This is a genomic window from Haloferax elongans ATCC BAA-1513, from assembly GCF_000336755.1.
GTDB lineage: Archaea > Halobacteriota > Halobacteria > Halobacteriales > Haloferacaceae > Haloferax > Haloferax elongans.
The window spans coordinates 88,023-108,410 of record NZ_AOLK01000022.1 but is presented as its reverse complement, the minus strand read 5'-3'; the positions used below and the strand labels follow the sequence as shown (position 1 = coordinate 108,410).

The 20,388-nt window shown below is 63.0% G+C and carries 19 protein-coding genes and 2 tRNA genes; 12 read left to right on the top strand and 9 right to left on the bottom strand.

All coding sequences use genetic code 11. The features are described 5' to 3' along the window. Nucleotides 1-197 precede the first annotated feature (197 nt). The 3 genes from C453_RS15030 to C453_RS15020 all read left to right on the top strand — a co-directional run bounded on the left by C453_RS15030 (nt 198) and on the right by C453_RS15020 (nt 3,705). Nucleotides 198-2,537 (top strand): methyl-accepting chemotaxis protein, encoded by a 2,340-nt coding sequence (locus tag C453_RS15030; RefSeq protein WP_008325712.1) that lies wholly within the window; start codon nt 198-200, stop codon nt 2,535-2,537. 157 nt (nt 2,538-2,694) lie between these two features. Next, complete coding sequence (locus C453_RS15025; protein WP_049907735.1) at nt 2,695-3,132, top strand: CBS domain-containing protein; 438 nt, start codon at nt 2,695-2,697, stop codon at nt 3,130-3,132. Between the two features lie 75 nt (nt 3,133-3,207). Then, the gene (locus C453_RS15020) at nt 3,208-3,705 is read left to right on the top strand and encodes a DUF2062 domain-containing protein (protein ID WP_049907731.1); all 498 of its coding nucleotides are present in this window, start codon (nt 3,208-3,210) and stop codon (nt 3,703-3,705) included. Nucleotides 3,706-3,927: 222 nt separating this feature from the next. On the opposite strand, the gene C453_RS15015 is transcribed toward C453_RS15020, so the two are convergent. Beyond that, nucleotides 3,928-4,002, bottom strand: a tRNA-Val gene (locus C453_RS15015). A gap of 44 nt (nt 4,003-4,046) precedes the next feature. Beyond that, nucleotides 4,047-4,121: transfer RNA gene (locus C453_RS15010), tRNA-Val, on the bottom strand. Nucleotides 4,122-4,371: 250 nt separating this feature from the next. Here C453_RS15010 and trpD point away from each other — a divergent pair. The 4 genes from trpD to trpG are packed head-to-tail and all read left to right on the top strand — an operon-like array spanning nt 4,372 to nt 8,251. Further along, nucleotides 4,372-5,367 carry an anthranilate phosphoribosyltransferase gene (gene trpD, locus C453_RS15005; RefSeq protein WP_008325703.1) on the top strand — a complete coding sequence of 332 codons (996 nt, stop codon included), beginning with the start codon at nt 4,372-4,374 and terminating at the stop codon, nt 5,365-5,367. Beyond that, nucleotides 5,368-6,015 carry a phosphoribosylanthranilate isomerase gene (locus tag C453_RS15000; RefSeq protein WP_008325702.1) on the top strand — a complete coding sequence of 216 codons (648 nt, stop codon included), beginning with the start codon at nt 5,368-5,370 and terminating at the stop codon, nt 6,013-6,015. Continuing rightward, entirely contained in the window at nt 6,012-7,640 is a 1,629-nt protein-coding gene (trpE, locus tag C453_RS14995) for an anthranilate synthase component I (protein WP_008325699.1), read from the top strand. The genes C453_RS15000 and trpE overlap by 4 nt, the downstream gene beginning before the upstream one ends. Next, nucleotides 7,637-8,251, top strand: coding sequence for an anthranilate synthase component II (gene trpG, locus C453_RS14990; protein ID WP_008325698.1), 615 nt, complete (start codon nt 7,637-7,639; stop codon nt 8,249-8,251). The genes trpE and trpG overlap by 4 nt, the downstream gene beginning before the upstream one ends. Nucleotides 8,252-8,319: 68 nt before the next feature. Here the strand turns inward: trpG and C453_RS14985 are convergent, their stop codons facing one another. Then, complete coding sequence (locus tag C453_RS14985) at nt 8,320-8,532, bottom strand: hypothetical protein (RefSeq protein WP_008325697.1); 213 nt, start codon at nt 8,530-8,532, stop codon at nt 8,320-8,322. A 523-nt stretch (nt 8,533-9,055) separates the two neighbouring features. Here C453_RS14985 and C453_RS14980 point away from each other — a divergent pair. Further along, nucleotides 9,056-12,163 carry an adenosylcobalamin-dependent ribonucleoside-diphosphate reductase gene (locus C453_RS14980; protein ID WP_008325696.1) on the top strand — a complete coding sequence of 1,036 codons (3,108 nt, stop codon included), beginning with the start codon at nt 9,056-9,058 and terminating at the stop codon, nt 12,161-12,163. Between the two features lie 115 nt (nt 12,164-12,278). Here the strand turns inward: C453_RS14980 and C453_RS14975 are convergent, their stop codons facing one another. The 3 genes from C453_RS14975 to C453_RS14965 all read right to left on the bottom strand — a co-directional run bounded on the left by C453_RS14975 (nt 12,279) and on the right by C453_RS14965 (nt 13,787). Next, entirely contained in the window at nt 12,279-13,067 is a 789-nt protein-coding gene (locus C453_RS14975; protein ID WP_008325695.1) for a spondin domain-containing protein, read from the bottom strand. A 143-nt stretch (nt 13,068-13,210) separates the two neighbouring features. Beyond that, nucleotides 13,211-13,507, bottom strand: coding sequence for a hypothetical protein (locus C453_RS14970; RefSeq protein WP_049907729.1), 297 nt, complete (start codon nt 13,505-13,507; stop codon nt 13,211-13,213). A gap of 4 nt (nt 13,508-13,511) precedes the next feature. Then, complete coding sequence (locus tag C453_RS14965; RefSeq protein ID WP_007543051.1) at nt 13,512-13,787, bottom strand: ArsR/SmtB family transcription factor; 276 nt, start codon at nt 13,785-13,787, stop codon at nt 13,512-13,514. A gap of 226 nt (nt 13,788-14,013) precedes the next feature. Between C453_RS14965 and C453_RS20480 the strand changes: the two genes are divergently transcribed. Next, complete coding sequence (locus C453_RS20480) at nt 14,014-14,166, top strand: HVO_2523 family zinc finger protein (protein WP_008325687.1); 153 nt, start codon at nt 14,014-14,016, stop codon at nt 14,164-14,166. Nucleotides 14,167-14,332: 166 nt separating this feature from the next. Beyond that, a complete protein-coding gene (locus C453_RS14960) occupies nt 14,333-15,352 on the top strand; it encodes a phytoene/squalene synthase family protein (RefSeq protein WP_008325686.1) in 1,020 nt (339 codons plus the stop codon). Between the two features lie 22 nt (nt 15,353-15,374). Here the strand turns inward: C453_RS14960 and cruF are convergent, their stop codons facing one another. From cruF to C453_RS14945, 3 genes are read right to left on the bottom strand one after another with little or no spacing between them, the layout of a single operon-like run. Further along, nucleotides 15,375-16,250 carry a bisanhydrobacterioruberin hydratase gene (gene cruF, locus C453_RS14955; RefSeq protein ID WP_008325684.1) on the bottom strand — a complete coding sequence of 292 codons (876 nt, stop codon included), beginning with the start codon at nt 16,248-16,250 and terminating at the stop codon, nt 15,375-15,377. Continuing rightward, nucleotides 16,243-17,109 carry a prenyltransferase gene (locus C453_RS14950; protein ID WP_008325682.1) on the bottom strand — a complete coding sequence of 289 codons (867 nt, stop codon included), beginning with the start codon at nt 17,107-17,109 and terminating at the stop codon, nt 16,243-16,245. Before C453_RS14950 ends, cruF begins: the two co-directional genes overlap by 8 nt. 7 nt (nt 17,110-17,116) lie before the next feature. Next, nucleotides 17,117-18,619: a phytoene desaturase family protein gene (locus C453_RS14945; protein WP_008325680.1), complete on the bottom strand. Its 1,503-nt coding sequence runs from the start codon at nt 18,617-18,619 to the stop codon at nt 17,117-17,119. A 94-nt stretch (nt 18,620-18,713) separates the two neighbouring features. Here C453_RS14945 and C453_RS14940 point away from each other — a divergent pair, with 94 nt between their 5' ends. After that, a complete protein-coding gene (locus tag C453_RS14940; protein ID WP_008325679.1) occupies nt 18,714-19,406 on the top strand; it encodes an SDR family NAD(P)-dependent oxidoreductase in 693 nt (230 codons plus the stop codon). A gap of 111 nt (nt 19,407-19,517) precedes the next feature. Next, nucleotides 19,518-20,339, top strand: coding sequence for a ZIP family metal transporter (locus tag C453_RS14935; protein ID WP_008325677.1), 822 nt, complete (start codon nt 19,518-19,520; stop codon nt 20,337-20,339). Nucleotides 20,340-20,388 lie beyond the last annotated feature (49 nt).

The following is a 20,388-nucleotide window of genomic DNA, read 5'->3' as shown; positions in this document are numbered from 1 at the left end:
GGACAGACCTATCTGTGACGCTTGATTGGCGGAATCCAATATTTCCAACGAACACACAAGACGATTATCGGTGTTGATACTCGGGGGCGCGGATTTATCGGGGAAATTCTATTCCTGTCTCTTATACACATCTCNGATTATCGGTGTTGATACTCGGGGGCGCGGATTTATCGGGGAAATTCTATTCGTGTTGGATAATGGCTGGAAACATCGTCGAGGAAGCCGAATCTCGGCTTCCTGATGCGATTACGAAGAGCTACGTGCGACGGCTCGTCTCTGCGATGCTACTCGTCTCTATTCTCGTTGCTGGTGTTGGTGTGATTCAGTTCCAACAGACATCAGCGAGCATCAACGAAGACGCCCGCGCCAACTTGCTCACCGAGGCCGAACGTGAGGGCCTGCAGGTGAACTCGTGGATCGAAGAGCGGTCGAGACTCGTCAGCATCGTCGCTGCCGACCCATCGGCGGGGAGTACGACCGAAGACCGGTCCTCGCAAGCGCTCTCGCAAGCGAAAGAGGATATGCCGCAAGACGTGGCTGCGCTCCACTTCGTCAACACCGAGACGACGGAGGTTCTCGGCTCGTCTGAAGACGGCGTCGCTGGGACGAAGCTCTACGAAAACGGGCAAATTCCGCTCCCCGAGAGTGCCGACCTCTCTGACGACGGCGTGGAGCGAACGACGGTGTACGTCAAAGACGGCGTCGCCTACATGGCGTTCGTCGCACCGCTGCCCTCTATCGAACCGCAGGCTATCGTTCTCGTGGCCGAAGCCTCGTCGCTCGGGGCTGCATTTGACGGCGGTGTCGATGGAAGCTTCACCCAACTCGTCACGCAGGACGGGACTATCGTCTACGACGGTGGCGGTGGCCAAGCCGGTGTTGCATACCCTGCCGCCGACGCTGCGGCGCTTGACGCAGCGTTCTCCGGGGAAACAGGCGTGTCCCGTCTCGCGCCGGTCGAAGGGTTCGTCTCCTCACCGCACCTGGTTGCACACGTTCCGATTCACGGCGGCGGCGTGCTTCTCTTGCACGCACCCGCTAGCGCTGTCTTCGCACAATCGCGGTCGATTGGCATCCAGTTCGGGGTACTCCTGCTCATGAGTATGCTCGGCTTCGTCGGGTTCGCACTCATCATCCGTGGGAACACTGCCAAACCGCTCGTCGAACTCGCAGACACCGTCTCGACGCTCCGCGACGGCGACCTTGACGTGGAGCTGGAGACAGACCGCGACGACGAGTTCGGGCAGGTCGTTCGCGGTATCGACAATCTCCGCGACGACCTGCGCGACCAACGGGCGGATGCCCGACGCTACAGTGAGTCCATGGGGAAGGCCGCCGACGGCGACCTGACCGTCCGGCTTCCGACTGACTCGAAGAGCCAAGACATGCGCCTCGTCGCCGAATCGTACAACGAGATGATGGACGACATCGAACAGACGCTCGGAACTGTCGTCACGTTCGGCGACGAGGTTGCGACGCTCGCCAACCGGGTCGCGTCGCGGGCAGACGAAGTCTCCACCGCGAGCGAGGAGGTCTCCGAGTCCGTCCAGCAGATTTCTGACGGGGCGACCGAGCAGACTGACAACCTCATGGCCGTCTCCGACGAGGTGAACGACCTCTCGGCGTCCATCCAGCAGATTGCCTCCGCGGCCGACGAACTCGTCCGAATCACCGAAGAGGCGGAGAACCGGTCTCTCGACGGTCAAGCCGCCGCCAGCGAAGCGCTCGACGACATCGACAAGATTCGCGACGAGACGGAAGCGACCGTCACGGAAGTCCAAGCACTGGACGAGACACTCGAAGAAGTCGGAAACATCGTCGAGGTCATCACCGAAATCGCCGAGCAGACCGACATCCTCGCGCTCAACGCCAACATCGAGGCTGCCCGTGCGGGCGAGGCCGGCGAAGGCTTCGCCGTCGTCTCCAACGAGGTCAAGCAACTCGCACAGGAGACGAAGTCCTCTGCGGCCGACATCGAGGACCTCATCGAGGAGATAGAGACCCAACGCGACGCGGTCGTCTCCCGTATCGAGCGCATGCGCACCCGTGTCGAAGAAGGTGCAGACTCGGTCGACGACGCGCTGGCCTCGTTCGGCGGTATCGTCGAGCGCGTCGAAGAGACCACCGACAGCGTTCGGGAGATTTCCGACGCGACGAGCAGTCAGGCCAACTCTTCGCAGGAAGTTCTTGCCATGACTGACGAAATCGCGGGTATCTCCGAAGAGACGACCGCAGAGGCGGAGACCGTCTCGGCGGCCGCCCAACAGCAGACTGCAGCACTCACGGACGTCAACCAAGACATCCGCGAGCTTTCGACCCACGTCGCTCACCTCGACGAACTGCTCGGTGCGTTCGAGGTCTCCGCGGGTGACGGAGCTGTGTCGGGCGACACCCACGACGGCGACGCTGCCAGCGATACTGGCGCGCACCAAGAGCCAGCTTCCGACCACACCTCCGACCCCGCGGAACCATCGGCTGAGGACAGTCGCTCCTCGACTGCGAACCCGACCGACACACCGACGCCGGGCGACGACTGACGAGGCGGTTCGAGGCCGCGACAACCGTCTTGTCCGCTGGGATTTCCTTACTCACACTGCCACGAAGTCATGCCTGAGAATAACACTCAAATAGGTACGTCGAGTTTTTCACCAGAATGGCATCGCTCACTGAACGAGTCTCTGCAGACCACACCCCATGCAAGTTGACGAAATAATGACCGAGGACGTCGTGACGGTCGACGAGCACTCGACAGTCTCCGACTGCGCGCGGACCATGCTCACGAACGGGGCGGGGAGTGTCATCGTCACTGTCGACGATGAACCGGCCGGAATCATCACTGAGTCCGACATCCTGTGGGCTGGCGTCTCGATAGACGATTGTCTGTCGGGGATACCAGTTCGGAAGGTCATGTCCCATCCGATTACGTGGATTCGACCGACTGCGACACTGCGTGCCGCCGCGAAGAAGATGCAAGACGAGGGAATCAAGAAACTCGTCGTCCTCGACGGGTCGGAGATGGTGGGTATCGTGACCGTGAGCGATATCGGACACCACGTCTCGGATATCGCCCGCGAGGTGACCGAGTCGATGGGACTCAAACGGAAGTGGGAGTCAGACCGACGGTTCAGGTAGTCACTCTGTGGCGGTACTGCGCGCTCCGTCGCCGACGAAGAATTGATATCGAACACGCGCATCTAGCCCACAACAGTGCGCGAGAGAGTCGCGGCAGTCCGAGCGAGTATTACGGCGCTGCCGATGCGCGTCCAATCGGGTATCCAGCGAGCGATTGCGGAGGACCACACACCCCACGAAATCGCCCTGAGCTTCGCCTTCGGCGTTCTCGTGACGGCGCTGCCGACCGCTGGCACTGCATTTGTCATCTTCGCACTCGTCGCCTACTTCGTCGACCGGGCGAGCAAACTCGCGTTGGTCGCGTCGCTCGTCGTCTTCAACCCGCCCGTGAAGTGGGCCGTCTACGGTGCGAGTTTCTGGCTCGGGTCGTTCCTCCTCGGGCCGGTCCCCGGCGCGTCAGTTTCGGACGTGTCTCTCGACGCCGGATTCAACATCGTGCTTCGGCAACTGCTCGGGAACAGTGTTCTCGCCATCGTACTCGCCGCACTCGGGTACGTCGTGGCTTTGTCGCTAGTGCAACTCCACCACCGGCGAGAGTTTACGGTGCCGGATGTCGCCCCCGCGGACGATTAGTAAGAACAGTGGTTGGTGTCTCACACACGAGGCTTCGCCTCGGTGTTCGTTAGGTTCTCGAAGAAGCGAAATGGGTTGGGCAGATTTGAACTGCACTCGTTTCGTTCGCTTCGCTCACTCACTCGAACGTTCAAACCTGCCCCGCGGCACGACTTCACACAACTCACGGTGTCGAGCACACGCTACGCGGTGCTCGACGAGTAGTTCGTTGTGAGAAAGTAGTGGGTTGGGGCAGATTTGAACTGCCGGCCTCCTCCATGTCAAGGAGGTGTCATAACCAGACTAGACCACCAACCCTGGTGTTGCGAACATCGTCCAGAGACCAAAGCGCAGGAAGGTAGTGGGTTGGGGCAGATTTGAACTGCCGGCCTCCTCCATGTCAAGGAGGTGTCATAACCAGACTAGACCACCAACCCGGTTACGGTGCTTCCTACGCCCGCTTGGACGCATCTCTCCGTTGTCCGGGGTTACAATTTAAGCTTTCGAATCGGACCACGTAGGGCGATTCACCCGGTGAGGCGGCCTACACCGCTTTATACTGCAATCACGGCGTGTCGAAATGCATTCTGCGACCGCCGGTTGCGGCGAATCTCGCCAGCCCGACACGCTTAAGATAGTGTACGAATTTGTACATCGTAACCCGAACACGTACACTGGTGATTACAAATGCAGGACTATATTCGGCGCGTTACAGAAGGGTCGGACCTCACGGTCGAGGAGGCACGCGAGGCCGCGACGGCGGTCTTCGAGGATGCAACTGAGGCGCAAATCGGCGCGCTGCTCTCCGCACTCCGGGCGAAAGGCGAGACGGAAGCCGAGATAGCCGGATTCGCACAGGGGATGCGCGATGCGGCGCTGACTATCGACCCCGCCCGTGGACCGCTCGTGGACACGTGCGGGACCGGCGGCGACGACTACGACACAATCAACGTCTCGACGACCAGCGCACTCGTCGCCGCGGGCGCTGGTGCGGCCGTCGCCAAGCACGGCAACTACTCCGTCTCTTCTTCTTCGGGGAGTGCCGACGTGCTGGAGGTCGCTGGCGTGAACGTCGAAGCCGAACCGTCGTCGGTCGAGAAGTGCATCGAAGACAACGGCGTCGGCTTCATGCTCGCGCCCGTGTTCCACCCGGCGATGAAGGCCGTCATCGGCCCGCGGAAGGAACTCGGTATGCGGACCATCTTCAACGTCCTCGGCCCGCTGACGAACCCCGCCGGAGCCGACGCGCAGGTCCTCGGCGTCTACGACCCCGACCTCGTGCCGATGGTCGCCCGCGCGCTCTCGCACATGCCCGTCGAACGTGCGCTCGTCGTTCACGGCTCCGGAATGGACGAAATCGCGCTCCACGATGCGACGACCGTCGCCGAAGTCGACGACGACGAAGTCACCGAATACACGCTCACGCCGGGCGACCTCGGACTCGAACAGGCACCTATCGAGGACGTTGCGGGCGGAACACCACAAGAGAACGCCCGCGACCTCGAAGGCATTCTGACGGGTGACGTGACCGGCCCCAAACGCGACCTCATCCTCGCCAACGCGGGCGCGGCCATCTACGTCGCCGACCTCGCGGACTCTCTCGAAGCAGGCGTCGAAACCGCCCGCGAAGCCATCGACACCGGCGCGGCGGAAGCCAAACTCGACGCCCTCCGGGAGGCGTAGATGGTCCGTGTGAAAGTCTGCGGCGTCACCCGCGACGCCGACCTCGAAGCAGTCGAATCGGCGGGCGCGGACGCGGTTGGCGTCATCGCCGACGTCTCCGTCGACACTCCTCGTGAGGTTAGCGTCGCCCGCGCACGCGACCTCGTCGCCTCAGCACCGCCGTTTCTCACCACGACACTCGTGACGATGCCCGAATCTGTCACTCGCGCACGCGACCTCGTCCGCGAGGTTCGACCTGACGTGCTGCAACTGCACGCGGACTTTTCGCCGGAAGAACTCGCATCTCTCCGCGAGGAAGGCGTTCGCGTCGTTCCGGTGGTCGAAGCGACCGACATCGAACGAGCGCAGGCTGTCGCCCAAGCCGCGGACGCGATTCTCGTCGATACACCGTCTGAATCTGGCGGTGGCGGAACCGGCGAAACACACGACTGGAACGCCTCGCGCGCGCTGGTCGAAGCCGTGGACGTGCCGGTAATTCTCGCTGGCGGCCTCACCCCCGAGAACGTCGCCGAAGCCGTCCAGACGGTCCAGCCCTACGGTGTCGATGTCGCAAGCGGCGTCGAAGCCTCGGGCGGCGTGAAGGACCACGACGCAGTTCGCACGTTCGTCGCGGAAGCGACGGAGAAGCGCCAGGAGGTTTCGGCGTGAGTCGTCCACAGACCGACCGCGAGACGTTCGCCGACCGCCTCGCCGACCACGACGAACCGGTCGTCACACACCTCGTCACCGACCTCGACGTGGACGTAGACCCGCTTGCGGCGTACACGGCGCTCGCAGAGCGCAGCGAGTACGGGTTCCTCCTCGAAAGCGCCGAGAAGGTCGCATCGAGTAACCCACAGGGCGCGTTTTCGTCGCCCGCGACGACCGCAGACTCCCATGCTCGCTACTCGTTCGTCGGCTACGACCCAGAGGCAGTGGTGACTGTCGGCCCGGACGGCGTCGACGTGACCGACCTCGGCGGCCCCGCCGCGGCATTCGTCCGTGAGACCGACGGCGACGTGCTGGACTCGCTTCGCGGCGCACTTCCAGACCTCCCGCGCGTCAACTTCCCCGACACCGAGCGCCAGACCCTCACTGGCGGACTGGTCGGCTTCCTCGCTTACGAGGCCGTCTACGACCTCTGGCTGGACGAAGTCGGTCGCGAGCGCCCCGAGACGGACGACCCCGACGCGGAGTTCGTGTTGACCACGCGGACGCTCGCGTTCGACCACGTCGAAGACACGGTGAAACTCGTCTGCACGCCGGTCGTGACGCCCGATGACGACCCCGAAGACGTGTACGAGTCGGTCGTCGCCGAGGCCGAGCGCGTCGGCGACAAACTCGCGTCGGCCGCCGACCCGAACCCCGGTGGGTTCGAGCGCACGAGCGAAGAGACCGAATCCCGCGAGTCCTACGAGGCGGCCGTCCGCGAGACGAAACAGCACGTCCGCGACGGCGACATCTATCAGGGTGTCATCTCGCGCACGCGACGACTCTACGGGCAGGTCGACCCAGTCGGCCTGTACGCCTCCCTCCGGGACGTGAACCCGTCGCCGTACATGTACCTCCTCCGCCACGGTGAGCGGCGCGTCGTCGGCGCGAGCCCAGAGACACTCGTCTCGGTTCGCGGCGACCGCGTCGTCGTCAACCCCATCGCGGGGACGTGCCCCCGTGGCTCCGGTCCTGTCGAAGACCGCCGTCTCGCGGGCGAACTCCTCGCAGACGACAAGGAACGAGCAGAACACACGATGCTCGTCGACCTCGGCCGCAACGACGTGCGCCGGGTCTCCCAACCCGGGAGCGTCCGCGTCGAGGAGTTCATGAGCGTCGTCAAATACAGTCACGTCCAGCACATCGAATCGACGGTCTCGGGAACGCTCGATGCCGAATCAGACGCGTTCGACGCGACGCGCGCGACCTTCCCCGCCGGGACGCTGACTGGTGCGCCGAAAGTCAGAGCAATGGAGATTATCGACGACCTCGAAGCCGACCCACGCGGTGTCTACGGCGGCGGCGTCGGCTACTACTCGTGGACCGGCGACGCCGACATGGCAATCGTCATCCGCACTGCGACGGTCGAATCTGACGGCAGCGAGGACGTTGTGACAGTCCGCGCAGGTGCGGGTATCGTCGCCGACTCGGACCCCGCGGCCGAGTACGACGAGACCGAACAGAAGATGGGCGGCGTCCTCGACGCGCTTCGGAACATCGAGTACGACACCGACGAGTCTGACCCCGACGAGGACGACACCGACACTACTGACGAGTCCCCTGCACCGGAGGTGTCACGATGAGACGCGTCGTCATCGTGGACAACTTCGACTCGTTTACCTACAACCTCGTGGAGTACTTCTCCGAGCAGACAGTCGACGGCGAATCGCTCGATATCGAGGTGCGGAAGAACACTGCCTCACTGGACGAGATTCGGGACCTCGACCCCGACGCGCTCGTCATCTCGCCGGGACCGGGTCACCCGAAGAACGACCGCGACGTGGGCGTGACGACCGACGTGCTGCGCGAGCTTTCGACCGAAATCCCGACGCTCGGTGTCTGCCTCGGTCTCGAAGCCGCAGTCTACGCCTACGGCGGAACCATCGGCCACGCCCCCGAACCGATTCACGGAAAGGCCTATCCCATCGAACACGACGGTTCGGGCGTGTTCACCGCCCTGAACGACGGGTTCCCGGCTGGTCGCTACCATTCACTCATCGCGACCGAAGTGCCGGACTGCTTCGACGTGTCGGCGACGACCGACCACGACGGAGAGTCGCTGGTGATGGGCGTCAGGCACACCGAGTATCCAATCGAATGTGTCCAATTCCACCCGGAGAGCGTGCTCACGGGCTCTGGACACGGCGTCGTCAGAAACTTTCTCTCGGCGGTCGCTGGCTTCGAGGTCGCATAGCGAGGTCTGTCCCGTCGGGCTGCAATTCCCACGCGTCTGTGGCTCCGCTACCAGAGCCTCCCTGCGCTTTAGAATGGGCTGAGGCCGAAGAACGACAGCAGCAACAACGCACCGATGATGACGGCCGCGATGGTGACGAGCCGCCACGCGATTTTCAGCACCAGTCGCCCCACGAGGATGACGACCGCGATAGCCACGAGCACGAGGAGCAGTTGTCCGAGCTGACTGCCGAGGAGGCCACCAAGCTGGAGCGGTACCGCGGTGAGAGATTCGACTACCATACCTGAACATGACACCCGAAGCGAGGATAAGCTTGTGGGGGGATACGGTGGGTCGATTCTGCGTGTCCCGCCACCGCTAAATCGCCGCGTACACGGCCCGAATCCCTCCGACTCATTCCAACATACAAAATCTGATAATTCTTGGACTGTCGTCTGTCGCCGTAGCCTTTATATTCACCTCGTCGATGCGAGACATCGAACCATGTTACATGTTCAGAGCCGGCTGCTCCCCCCTCTCATTCTACTGGATATCTCGGCTACGTCTGTCGATTTTTCGCGTCGATATTTCACTTCCACTCCGCTCTGGCTACCGTTATGTGGTCAGCCGTCCTCCAACTACAATGTGCACTTCGGACCGCATCGTTTCCCCGTGACACAACTGCACTAAATATGATACTTCGGGGGAGAAAGTCCGAAGCCTTAACCGACCACATCACACAGACCAACATCGTTACCCATGCGCGGAACTATTCCACACGTACGACGAAACACCCGGACACGCTTCGGGTGGGAGGGACAGTAGATGAGCAACGCCGAACTCTCTGCGGACGAACTCGTCTTGCCGGTCAAGCGGACCGAAGGCGACACGCTTGCCGAGCGGATGACGGGCAACGCCTACGACAATATTCTTCCCGCCCGCTATCTGCGGAAGAACGCCGACGGTGACCTCACCGAGACGCAGGAAGACCTCTTCCCACGTGTCGCAAAGAACATCGCACTCGCCGAGGCCGTCTTCGAGGCCGACCAGCGTGATATCGAGATTACCGTCACGCCAGACCTGCTGAAGCCCGACCACCCGCGCCGTGACGAACTCGCCGCGGAAGTCTTCGGCAAAGGCGTCTCCGCGGACGACACGGACGCCGAGACGACGCTCTCTGTCTACAACGTCAACAAGTTCTCCTACGACACTCTCGTCCCGGAACTCCCGGAAGACGTTCGCGAAGCCGTCGTCGACAAGCGCGAGACGTTCCAGGACATGATGGAACAGCTTTCCTTTATGCCGAACTCGCCGACGCTGATGAACGCTGGCGACGAACTCCAGCAGCTTTCGGCGTGTTTCGTTGACTCGCCTGGCGACGACATCACGGACATCCACCAGACTGCGAAGGAGGCTGCAGAGGTCTTCCAGTCCGGCGGTGGCATGGGCTACGCCTTCTGGAAGCTCCGCCCCTACGGTGACGCGGTCGGTTCGACCGGCGGTATCGCCTCCGGCCCCATCACCTTCATGCGCACGTTCGACCAGATGTGTGAGACCATCGCGCAGGGCGGTGCCCGCCGCGGTGCCCAGATGGGCGTCATGCGAGTCTCGCACCCCGACGTGATTCAGTTCCTCCACGCGAAGAACAAAGACGTCTCTCTCGCGCACACGCTCCGTCTGAACGACCCCGACGACTTCACCCACACCAAGTTCGCCGACGCCCTCGAAGAGGCGCGCGAACTCATTGACGAGGACGGCCGCGTCCCCAAGCACCTCCGCAACGCCGTGGAAGGCCACCTTTCGAACTTCAACATCTCCGTCGGTGTCACCGACGAATTCATGGAGGCGCTGTACAACGACGAGGAGTTCGTCTTCACCAACCCGCGCACGGAAGAACCCCACGTTGCGACGCCGCAGACCAAGGAAATCTACGAGATGTTCGACCTCGGCCACCACGTCGAAGTCGGCGAGGTCCTCTCGATTCCGGCGGCCGAACTCTGGGAACAGATTATCGACGGTGCCTGGGAGAACGGCGAACCCGGCGTCGTCTACCTCGAACGCGCGAACAAGCAGCACTCCTTCGACGTCGAGAAGCACCCCGACCACCGCATCCTCGCGACGAACCCGTGCGGCGAACAGCCGCTCGAAGAGTACGAGGCGTGTAACCTCGGCCACATCAACCTCTCGACGCTCGTCGACATGGACGCGCCCGACTGGCGTGTCTGGTACGACGCCCACGGCGACGAGTACGACGACATCTCGGACGCAATCGACGCCTTCCTCGGAGACGCCATCGACTGGGAGGAGTTCGACCACCGCATCGAGTACGGCACGCGCTTCCTCGAAAACGTCGTCACGATGTCGGACTTCCCGGTCGAGAAAATCGAACAGAAGGTCCGCGAACTCCGCAAGATTGGTCTCGGAATCATGGGGCTCGCACAGCTCTACATCCAACTCGGCGTCCGCTACGGCTCCGACGAGGGCAACGAGATGGCGCGCCAGCTCATGACCCACATCAACCACCAGTCCAAGTGGGCCTCCCACGAACTCGCCGAAGAACGCGGTCCGTTCGAGGCGTGGGACGACTCGAAGTACGCGAACCCGACCGAGTACCGCGAGTGGTTCGAACACCACACCGGCGAGTCCGCCGACGACTGGGAAGACGGCTTCCCCATCCGCAACCACAACACGACGACCATCGCGCCGACGGGCACCACCTCGATGGTGTCGAACACTACCGGCGGCTGCGAGCCAATTTACAACGTCGCCTACTACAAGAACGTCTCCGACGACGTGCAGGGCGACGAGATGCTCGTCGAGTTCGACGACTACTTCCTCCGCGTGCTGGAGGCCAACGACATCGACGTCGAGGAAGTCAAACTCGAAGCCCAAGAGCAGATGGCCGCAAACGAGTTCGACGGCGTCGAAGGTCTCTCGACGGTTCCGGACGCTATCGGCGAACTGTTCGTCGTCACGTCTGACCTCACCGGTCTCGAACACGCAGGCGTCCAGTGCGCCCTCCAGAAGGGCGTCGACTCCGCCATCTCCAAGACCTGCAACTTCCCGAACTCCGCCTCGAAAGAGGACATGGACGAGGTCTACCGCTACATCTACAACCACGGCGGCAAGGGCGTCACCGTCTACCGCGACGGCACGCGCTCGAAGCAGGTCCTCACCACGCGTGCGAAGAACACCGAGTTCTCCGACGACGAAGAGGCCGCAGAGGCCATCGTCTCGCAGATTCGCGATGTCTTCGGCGACGTGGACGCCTTCCTCGAATCCGAGGAGGTCTCCGACCTGATTGGCGACGAACTCGAACTCGCCTTCGCCGACTCGCCCAGCGAAGTCGGCAAGAAGCGCCCGCGTCCGGACGTGCTCTACGGCGTCACCCAGCGCATCGACACCGGCTACGGGAAGCTCTACGTCAACATCAACGAAGACGAAGAGGGCGAGCCGTTCGAACTGTTCGCCAACATCGGCAACTCCGGCGGCTTCACCGCCTCCTTCACCGAGGCGCTCGCGAAGACCGTCTCCACCGCGCTCCGCTCGGGTGTCGACCCCGAGGAGATTGCGGACGAACTGAAGGGCATCCGCAGCCCGAAGGTCGCTTGGGACAAAGGCGAACAGATCAACTCCATCCCGGACGCTATGGGCACCGCGATGCGCCGCTACCTCGACGGCGACATCGACAAGGGCTACCCACGGCAGAAGAACCTGACCGAAGTCGAAGCCGAGGCCGCCGAGACGAGTAACACCGACGGCGGCGTCGCAATCGACGCGGGCGACGCAAACGGCGCGGACGTCCAGGCCGACGCTACGGCCGACCTGCTGGCAGCGGGCGAGAGCCCCGAATGTCCCGAGTGTGGAGAGATGAGTCTCTACTACTCCGAGGGCTGTAAGACCTGCCAGAACTGCGGCTGGTCCGAGTGCTAAGCGCGCGACACACAGCACGACGCACGAAAACTGAGTGATTCGGTCGGCCCGAACGCCGGGCCGACGTACCGGTCGTTTTCTTTCGACGCTGAACCGCGGAGGCGACGAGGCGTGCCTACGCGATGCGTTCGACCTGTACGAGCGCCGCGGGGTCGTCCCAGCCGTAGATGGCCGGGTCGAGGTCGCCATCGCCGGTGATGCCACTGTGCGGTGTGATGACGCCGTCTTCCGCGAGGTCGGGGTTGCTCATTCCTGTCCCGTCCACTCCGCCGTCGATTCCGTAGAGGGCCTGCGCAGGGGGAACCATGTCTTCGTACAGCTCCGTGTTCATCTCCGTGCCAGCGTCGTAACTCGATGCGAAGTACGACCGCGACTCGTTGACCCGGTCCGGGAGGGGCACGGTGTCGAGGCCGGTGAACCCGTCGTTCGTCCCGATGAGCATGCTGACGAAAGAGAGGAACCCGCCGCTCGCGTCCGTCTCCAGTTCGAGCGTGGTCCAGTCGGGGAACATCTCACTGGCGGGGAGTTCGGTCGGGACGAGTGGCGTCTCGCCGATGGCAGCGCCGCGAACGTCTGTCGCGCTTTCTGCGAGTTCTCCCAGCGGTCCGAGGTTCCCGTTCTCGGCGATTTCTCGGATTGCGTCGCTGGCTGGGTCGCCGACGGCGAACAGTTCGATGCTGGCCTTGTGCGCGACGACGACCGGCGGAGTGAACGGTTGCCCGCGAGTGAGGTTCGCGACGGTGACCCGGTAGGTGCGTGCAGATTGGCCACCGTTGCCGTTTCCATTGCTGCTCTGTGCGGGAATCGTCGTCTCGCCGAGGCACCCGGCGAGCGCGGTTGCGATGCCAGCGCCGGTCAGTCCTAGTACGGTTCGTCGTGTCGTCCGCGGTGTCGTATCGGTCATGGGCACTCCACTGTGGTCAGAAACCACAGGCAGAGAGACGACAGACGAGCTAAAGGCGATTTTTCGAGATTCGAACCGAGTCTGTGTCGAGTTGGGGTCGAATCAGTACCAAATTGAGGGCGCGACCAGAGGCTCCGGGTCGCTCACCGCATCGTGACGTACGTCAGGAACGCGAGCGCGACGAGTTGGAGGCCGCGAAGAATCAACACCGCCTGTTGGACGTGCGGGTCGCCGGAGTAGAGACTCTGCATCGTGAAGAAGAAGTACAGCGCGAAGGCGTTCTCGACGAGCATCACGACGGCAAACGCGATGAGACCCAAGACGAGAGCGGTCCGGAACGTCCGGTAGTTGCGAACCCACACGACTGTCAACGCCGCGAGGAAAACGATGTTCACGCCCGAGAGGGCGCTCGCTGCAACGATTTGTGTGCCCATAGCCATGATTTCAGTCCATATGCTCCGTGATTTGCTCGAACGTGTCGCGGTTGTGCTCGAACTGGTCAGTCAGGAAGTACAGTCGCCCGTACTTGTTGTCACCGCCCTCGACGACGCCGTGTGATTCGAGCATGTCGAGGTGGTGTCTAATCGTCTTGTAGCCGACGTCGAGTTCGTCGGCGAGGCGGTTTGCGTTCATCGGCTGGTCGGACAGCGCGCGGATGATTCGGACGCGGTTCTCACCACCACGCGTCGCCGTCAGTAGGTACCAAAGCGCCTTCTCCATCGACTGTTCGCTTTACTGATTCGTCGGGGGGCGTAATATTCCCACGGGTACGGTCAGACACGATACACGAGTGCGTCCGGCGCTTTACAAGAGAGGGTCCGGGTGGGAACTACATGAGGGTTGTTCCACATCAGTACCAATTTCGGGGAGAGTTATTCCGGGTGTTCGGAACTACCCCCACAATGGTAGTAAACCATATGTCTGTACAGTCCTACGAAAAGTTCGTATGAACGACGAGTCCGGTCGAGACGCGTGTACGCTCGACGCTCCGAAGGGCAGACCGTGTCCCTTCTGTGGGTCGTCGATGAGTCACCGCCACTGCAAGTACGTCTGTCCGGAACACGGCGTCGTCTACGACTGCAGCGATACGTTCTGGTGACGTGAGCTGACAGGGAAGAGACACCGGATGATACCTTCCTCGTCACTGATTTCGGCGGAGAACATCACTGCAGCACGAAGTGTTATGCTGGTACCGGCCCAATAACCGAGCGAGACCACCCGCGACCACGACGTCCCGCTTACTCGGTCACGCGGTATACGAAACGATGCTAAACGAATCACAGGTCGAAGCCGGAAAGGAAATCCAACAACGGACGGGGAAGACGTTCTACTTCGCGACGCGGCTCCTCCCGCAGCGAGTCCGTCACGCGACGTACGTCCTGTACGCGTTCTTCCGCGTTGCCGACGAAGTCGTCGACGCGGAGGTGACTGCCCCGCCCGCACAGCAACGCGAGCGCCTGGAACAACTCCGAGCCGAAGCACTCGGTGAACGAGAGGCCGACGACCCGGTGTTGTCGGCGTTCGCGGAGCTCCGCAGCCGGTACGATATCGACCCCGACGACGTGAACGTCTTTATCGACGCGATGGAGTCGGACATCGAGAAGGACCGCTACAGGACCTACGAGGAGTTAGAGGCGTACATGGACGGGTCGGCGTCCGCCGTCGGGCGGATGATGACCGCCGTGATGCAGCCTGACGACCCGGAGGCGGCGCTTCCGCATGCGACGGCACTCGGGCAGGCGTTCCAGATGTCGAACTTCCTCCGTGATGTCGGCGAAGACGTCGTCGAACGCGACCGGGTCTATCTCCCCGAGGAGACACTGGCCCGCCACGGTGTCGAGACCGAACAGATTCTGAACCGCGAGTTCGACGAGCACGTCGCCGCGGCGATGCAAGACGAACTTCGCCGGACAGAAGCGCTCTACCGCGACGGTGTCGCCGGTATCGAGTACCTCCCCGAGGACTGCCAGTTCCCCGTCCTCCTCTCGGCGGTTCTCTACGCTGACCACCACCGGTCGATTCGGAACCTCGACTACGACACGCTCTCGACGACGCCCGAGTTAGGAACCGCCCGCAAGGTCGCACTCCTCACGAAGACGGCGGCGTACTGGGCCGTCTGGCGCGACCCGGTCGCGGTGTTCAAAGCCGTGAGCGTCGTCCCGTATCACGACGAAGACGAACTGGAGGCCGACTTCGGCCCCGGGTCGACGCCCACGACGAAGGCACAAAACAGGGGTCGCCTCTCGGGGTGGCTTCGGTCGCTTCCCCTCTGGGGTTCGGACTGAGCGGTTTTCTTTTTCGCTCCGACTACGACCGCCACGGGAGCGACCGCGGAAGTTTGAGCAACTCCGAGTCGAATCGCTCGGTTCGGAGTAAGCCGATGCCGAAGAGTCCGGCGACGAGCACCGGAACGCCGTTTCCGAACCAGAGGTTGATACCGCCCCAGAGGATGACGAAGCTCACCAGGTCGTCGAGCATGAACTCGGTGCGGTCGAGTCGGGCGAGGAGCGCGTCGCGGTCGAACGCCCAGTCGAGGACGACCACGGCAATCGTGGCGCTGACGACCCACCCGGCGTAGTTCGACAGCGGAACGCCGTAGAAGAGGAGCGCGTCGGGTCCGAGTCGGTAGTACTTCCAGAACCCGAGTGCGACAGCGCCCGGGTCGAGAACGACGTCCATCGCGAGGACAGTCGCGATAACGACACCGAGACGAGTTGCTGTGTGTCTGGCGCGGTCGCCGAGGAGGAGCAGACACAGGAGATACGCGTTCATCACGAGCGGGATGAAGAACACGGGGAGACCGATGGGGACGCCCGCGACGGTCGGCCCCAACTCGACGCCGTATTCGAACCAGCCGTAGGGCCATCCGGTCGTGATGCCGGTGTACTCGATTGCGTAGGCGTAGGCGGTGAGTGCGCCGACACCCAGCGCGGCCCGGCGCGTTACGAGCGGGAGGACGCCGACGATGAGCGGCGAGCGCATCACGAGCGTTCCGAGGAGGATGAGAAATGCGTTGAACGCCAGCGGCTCGGGAAGCCAGCCCATCGCGCTGGCGACGAGCAGCACCGCGCCGTTCAGCGGGAAGAACACCGAGATAGTAAAGCGATTCTCCCGAACGAGACGGTCGAGTGCGTGTTCGACCTCGCGGCGCGTTCGGGGGAGTCGCGACCGATACTCACCCATAGATAGTACTCCAAAGTGCCCCGACGGTGATGAGCATGCCGACGACGGTGTTGAGAATCGGGAACCACCAGTAGGCTCGCGCCACGTCCACGTCCGAGGCCGCGACGCCGAGGACGAACACCGGGTAGATGGCGAGCAGTCCACCGAGTCGGGCGTCGACGGTGGCGAACGAAACGGCTGCGAGTGTCCATACGACCGCGCAGTACGCGTAGGTTCGCCCTTCGCCGAGGACGGTCGCAGTGGTTCGGATTCCCGCTTCGCGGTCGGGGGCGATGTCGGGAATCGCGGAGAACGTGTGCATCGCCATCGTCCAGAGCCACGCCCCTGCGACTGCGAGCGCCGGTGGGTTCACACCCGCGACCGCGGCGTAGGCGGCGACGCCGGGGAGGATGTACAGGCCGTTCGACACCGAGTCGAGAAACGGCGTCGTCTTGAACCGAAACGGTGGTGCGCTGTACTCGACGGCGAGAAAGAAGTGTGCCGCAATCCACGGCCACGCCAGTGCGGGCACGAGTGTGATGACGACCGCGCCGAGGACACCGCTACCGATGACGACAGCGGTGTTTACGGGGTCGTCGCGCCACCGCGCCTCGCGGTCGTCTTTCTTCGGGTTCGCCTCGTCGATATCCGCGTCGAAGATGTCGTTGACGCCGTACAGGAAGACGTTCGCCGGGACGAGGAAGTACGCGAACAAGACGACGACGGCGGGGTCGTACAGGTCACTGAGGGTCGTCGCGGCAGCGGCCCCTCCGACGAGAACCGGCCCGGCGAGATAGAGCCAAAAACGGGGCCGCGAGAGGACCAGCAGGTAGGCGAGTCGGTCCCACACGTCGCCACGTCCTGCGGTACTTGTCTCCATAGCAGATTTACGCGGCGTCTTCGGCCATCTCTTCTGCGGTGAGTTGCCCGCTGATGAGGCACATCGGCACGCCGATGCCGGGCGTGGTGAACGACCCGGTAAAGTACAGCCCATCGACCTTCTCCGAGGCGTGTGGCGGCCGAAGGAGCGCGGTCTGTGTGAGTGTGTGTGCGAGGCCGAGCGCGGTGCCTTCCGTACTGTTGTAGCGTTCAGCGAAGTCGCTTACACAGAAGGTCTCTTCGACGACGATGCGGTCGCGGAGGTCAACACCGGTGTGTTCGGCGATGTCGTCGAGGACGAGGTCACGGTACATCTGCCGTTGTTCGGGCGTGTCGTCGAGTCCGGCCGCAATGGGAACGAGCGCGAAGAGGTTGCTGTGGCCCTCGGGGGCGACCGTCTCGTCGGTCTTCGAGGGGACACAGAGGTAGTACGCCGGGTCGTCGGGCCACGCGGGGTTCTCGAAGATGGTCTCGAAGTGGTCGTCCCACTCGGTCGGCAAGACCAGCGTGTGGTGGGCGAGTTCGTCCACGTCGCCTTCGACCCCAAGATACAGGAGGAACGCGGAAGGCGCGTACGTCCGCGACTCCCAGTAGTCGGCGTCGTACTGGCGCTTCTCGGGCGGAAGGAGTTCTTGCTCGGTGTGGGCGTAGTCGGCGTCGCTGACGACCTGGTCACAGAGGAACTCGCGTCCGTCTTCGGTTCGGACCGCGAAGCCGCCGCGCCGCCCCGCGATTTCGGCGACCGGGGAGTCGGTGTGGAACTCCACGCCGAGTTCCTCGGCGAGTTCGACGATGCCGTCGACGACGCCCGCGAGGCCGCCGTCGGGGTAGTACACGCCCATGTTGAAATCGACGTGACTCATGAGGTTGTAGAGCGCCGGCGTGTTGTTCGGCGCGCCGCCGAGGAACACCAGCGTGTACTGCATGATTTGCTGGAGTTTGGGGTGGTCGAAGTACTTCTCGACGTGGTCCTGCATCGACCCGACGAGCGACAGTCCCCACGCATTCTTGAAGACGACGGGGTCGATGAAGTCGGTCAGCTTCGTCCGGTCGGTGTAGACGAAGTGTTCCATCCCGATGCGGTAGTTTCGCTCGGACTTGCGGAGGTAGTCGTCGAGTTTGTCGCCCGCGCCGGGTTCGTAGGCTTCGAAGACCTCCTTGTTCGCTTGGAGGTCCGGGACCATATCGACCCGGTCACCGTCTTTGAAGAAGATGCGATAGTGCGGGTCGAGTCGGGTCAGGCCGTAGTACTCGTCGGGGCGCTTGCCGAAGTACGCGAAGAACTGCTCGAACACGTCGGGCATCAGGTACCACGAGGGACCCATATCGAACCGGAACCCGTCGCGTTCGAGGGTGCTGGCTCGGCCTCCGAGTTGTTCGTTTTTCTCCAACAGGGTGACGTCGGCACCCGCATCAGCGAGGTAGCACGCCGTCGAGAGACCGCCGAAACCGCCGCCGATGACGACGATTGACTCACCGGCCAGAGAGTCGAGGTCCGAGACAGAATTCATGCACGGACCTAGGAACGTTGAGACCATAAAACGACTGACCAAATCGGGCAAAACCGGCAGGTAGCTTTAGGGTGGCGCTCTCCTTACGGCACCCATGGACGACACCACAGTGGTGGTTACTGGCGCGAGTACGGGTATCGGTGCGGCCGTCGCCCGCGCCTTCGGTGAGGCGGGTGCGACCGTGGTCGCCTGCGCACGCGACAAAGACGCACTCGACGAGGTTGTCTCGGACATCGAAGCCGCCGGTGGAAACGCGACCGGCCTTCGGGCCGACGTGCGCGACGAGTTCGACATGGAGCGGCTGATGGAAACCACCGCCCGCGACGGCGGTGTAATCGACGTTCTCGTCGCCAACGCAGGAATCTCTCACGGGACGCCGGGTGAGATGCCGATTGCAGACGAGGCGTACAGCGTCTTCGACGACACGCTTCGGACGAACGTCCGCGGCGTCTTTACGGCCGTCAAAGAGGCGCTGCCGCACATGTCGGACGACGCTCGCGTGCTCGTTCCCTCCGGGAGCATCGCCCGCGACGCGAAGCCCGGAATGGGTGCGTACGCCGTCTCGAAAGCGGCCGTGGAGGGACTCGCCCGACAGTTCGCCGCCGACTGCCCGCAGACTGTCGGTGTGGTCGACCCCGGACTCGTCGATACCGACCTCACGGGTGGACAGGGTCGCGACCCGGCAGACGTGTCCCAGTTGTTCCTCTGGGCGGCCACCGACGCCGACAGCGACGAACTCGACGGTGGCGTCGTCGAACTGAAGGCGTGGAAGCAGGCGACTCGCTGAACGTCGCCGTCTCTCACCGCGGTCGGTCAACGCGGTCGGTCAACGCGGCACTGCCCCGCCCGTGCTTTTCGAACCGGTCTTCTTATTAACCTCAGAAATTTCGTTCACAACATGAATCGTTCCACAGCCATCGGCGTCGGGAGCGTCGTAGTACTCGTCGCACTCTCGGGCTACGCCGTGACCACGCAGGCGTGGAAACTCCTCATCGTCTCGTGGGCGGCGTTTGGGTCGATGGCGCTGGCAGCGCCCCTCGGTGCCCGCGCACGCACCGAACACGCCGAGGGACTCGTCTGGGGATACGGACTCGCCAGCGGTGCCATGGTCACCAGCGCGGCGGTCTTTCTCGTCCCGCAGGCAATCAATCACCATCCGAAGTTCGGCGGCTTCGGCATCGCGTTCGGCATCCTCGCGGGCTTTACGTCGCACACTATCGGCCACCGCTTCGCTCACATGGACCTTCCCGTAGACCGGACCGTAACCGAACTCTCGGCGCACGCCCTCTCGGCTGGTGCGATTATCGGCATCGTCTACGGAAACATCAATGTCGGTGTCGGCCTCGGACTGGCAATCGTCTCGCACAAAGGACCCGCTGGATACGCGGCCGCTCGTCGCCTCTCGTCGCGGAATCAGCCTGTGGCCCCGCTGTTGCTTCCGGCAGCGGGGCTCGGCATCGCGGCTATCATCTCCAGCGCCGTCTCGCTGCCTGCCACTGGTGCCTTCCGTGGCATCGTCTTCGGATTCGCGTCGGGCGTCTTCCTCCACGTCGCGATGGACTTCCTACCGCGCTGTGAAATCGGGAGCGAGATTCACGACCTGCTTTCGGTGGAAGACGAACACGCCCACGCGATTCTGGACCGATTGCGTCTGCACGCCGCCGGGAGTACGATTGTCGGTGGCGGCGTCGTCTTTGGTGCGTGGCTGTTGCTCGGGTAGTCAGCTTCGTTCTTAGGTCAAAATCGTCATTACGCGCTCGATAGTATCT

What these genes read in the sequence shown, in the direction of transcription:
- C453_RS14945 (WP_008325680.1), bottom strand. Translation starts at nt 18,619, where the DNA reads ATGAATTCTGTCTCGGACCTCGACTCTCTGGCCGGTGAGTCAATCGTC.
- C453_RS14970 (WP_049907729.1), bottom strand. Translation starts at nt 13,507, where the DNA reads ATGGCTATGGGCACACAAATCGTTGCAGCGAGCGCCCTCTCGGGCGTG.
- C453_RS14965 (WP_007543051.1), bottom strand. Translation starts at nt 13,787, where the DNA reads ATGGAGAAGGCGCTTTGGTACCTACTGACGGCGACGCGTGGTGGTGAG.
- C453_RS14940 (WP_008325679.1), top strand. Translation starts at nt 18,714, where the DNA reads ATGGACGACACCACAGTGGTGGTTACTGGCGCGAGTACGGGTATCGGT.
- cruF (WP_008325684.1), bottom strand. Translation starts at nt 16,250, where the DNA reads ATGGGTGAGTATCGGTCGCGACTCCCCCGAACGCGCCGCGAGGTCGAA.
- C453_RS15025 (WP_049907735.1), top strand. Translation starts at nt 2,695, where the DNA reads ATGCAAGTTGACGAAATAATGACCGAGGACGTCGTGACGGTCGACGAG.
- C453_RS14975 (WP_008325695.1), bottom strand. Translation starts at nt 13,067, where the DNA reads ATGACCGATACGACACCGCGGACGACACGACGAACCGTACTAGGACTG.
- trpG (WP_008325698.1), top strand. Translation starts at nt 7,637, where the DNA reads ATGAGACGCGTCGTCATCGTGGACAACTTCGACTCGTTTACCTACAAC.
- C453_RS14960 (WP_008325686.1), top strand. Translation starts at nt 14,333, where the DNA reads ATGCTAAACGAATCACAGGTCGAAGCCGGAAAGGAAATCCAACAACGG.
- C453_RS15000 (WP_008325702.1), top strand. Translation starts at nt 5,368, where the DNA reads ATGGTCCGTGTGAAAGTCTGCGGCGTCACCCGCGACGCCGACCTCGAA.
- C453_RS14985 (WP_008325697.1), bottom strand. Translation starts at nt 8,532, where the DNA reads ATGGTAGTCGAATCTCTCACCGCGGTACCGCTCCAGCTTGGTGGCCTC.
- C453_RS20480 (WP_008325687.1), top strand. Translation starts at nt 14,014, where the DNA reads ATGAACGACGAGTCCGGTCGAGACGCGTGTACGCTCGACGCTCCGAAG.
- C453_RS14950 (WP_008325682.1), bottom strand. Translation starts at nt 17,109, where the DNA reads ATGGAGACAAGTACCGCAGGACGTGGCGACGTGTGGGACCGACTCGCC.
- C453_RS15030 (WP_008325712.1), top strand. Translation starts at nt 198, where the DNA reads ATGGCTGGAAACATCGTCGAGGAAGCCGAATCTCGGCTTCCTGATGCG.
- trpD (WP_008325703.1), top strand. Translation starts at nt 4,372, where the DNA reads ATGCAGGACTATATTCGGCGCGTTACAGAAGGGTCGGACCTCACGGTC.
- C453_RS14935 (WP_008325677.1), top strand. Translation starts at nt 19,518, where the DNA reads ATGAATCGTTCCACAGCCATCGGCGTCGGGAGCGTCGTAGTACTCGTC.
- C453_RS14980 (WP_008325696.1), top strand. Translation starts at nt 9,056, where the DNA reads ATGAGCAACGCCGAACTCTCTGCGGACGAACTCGTCTTGCCGGTCAAG.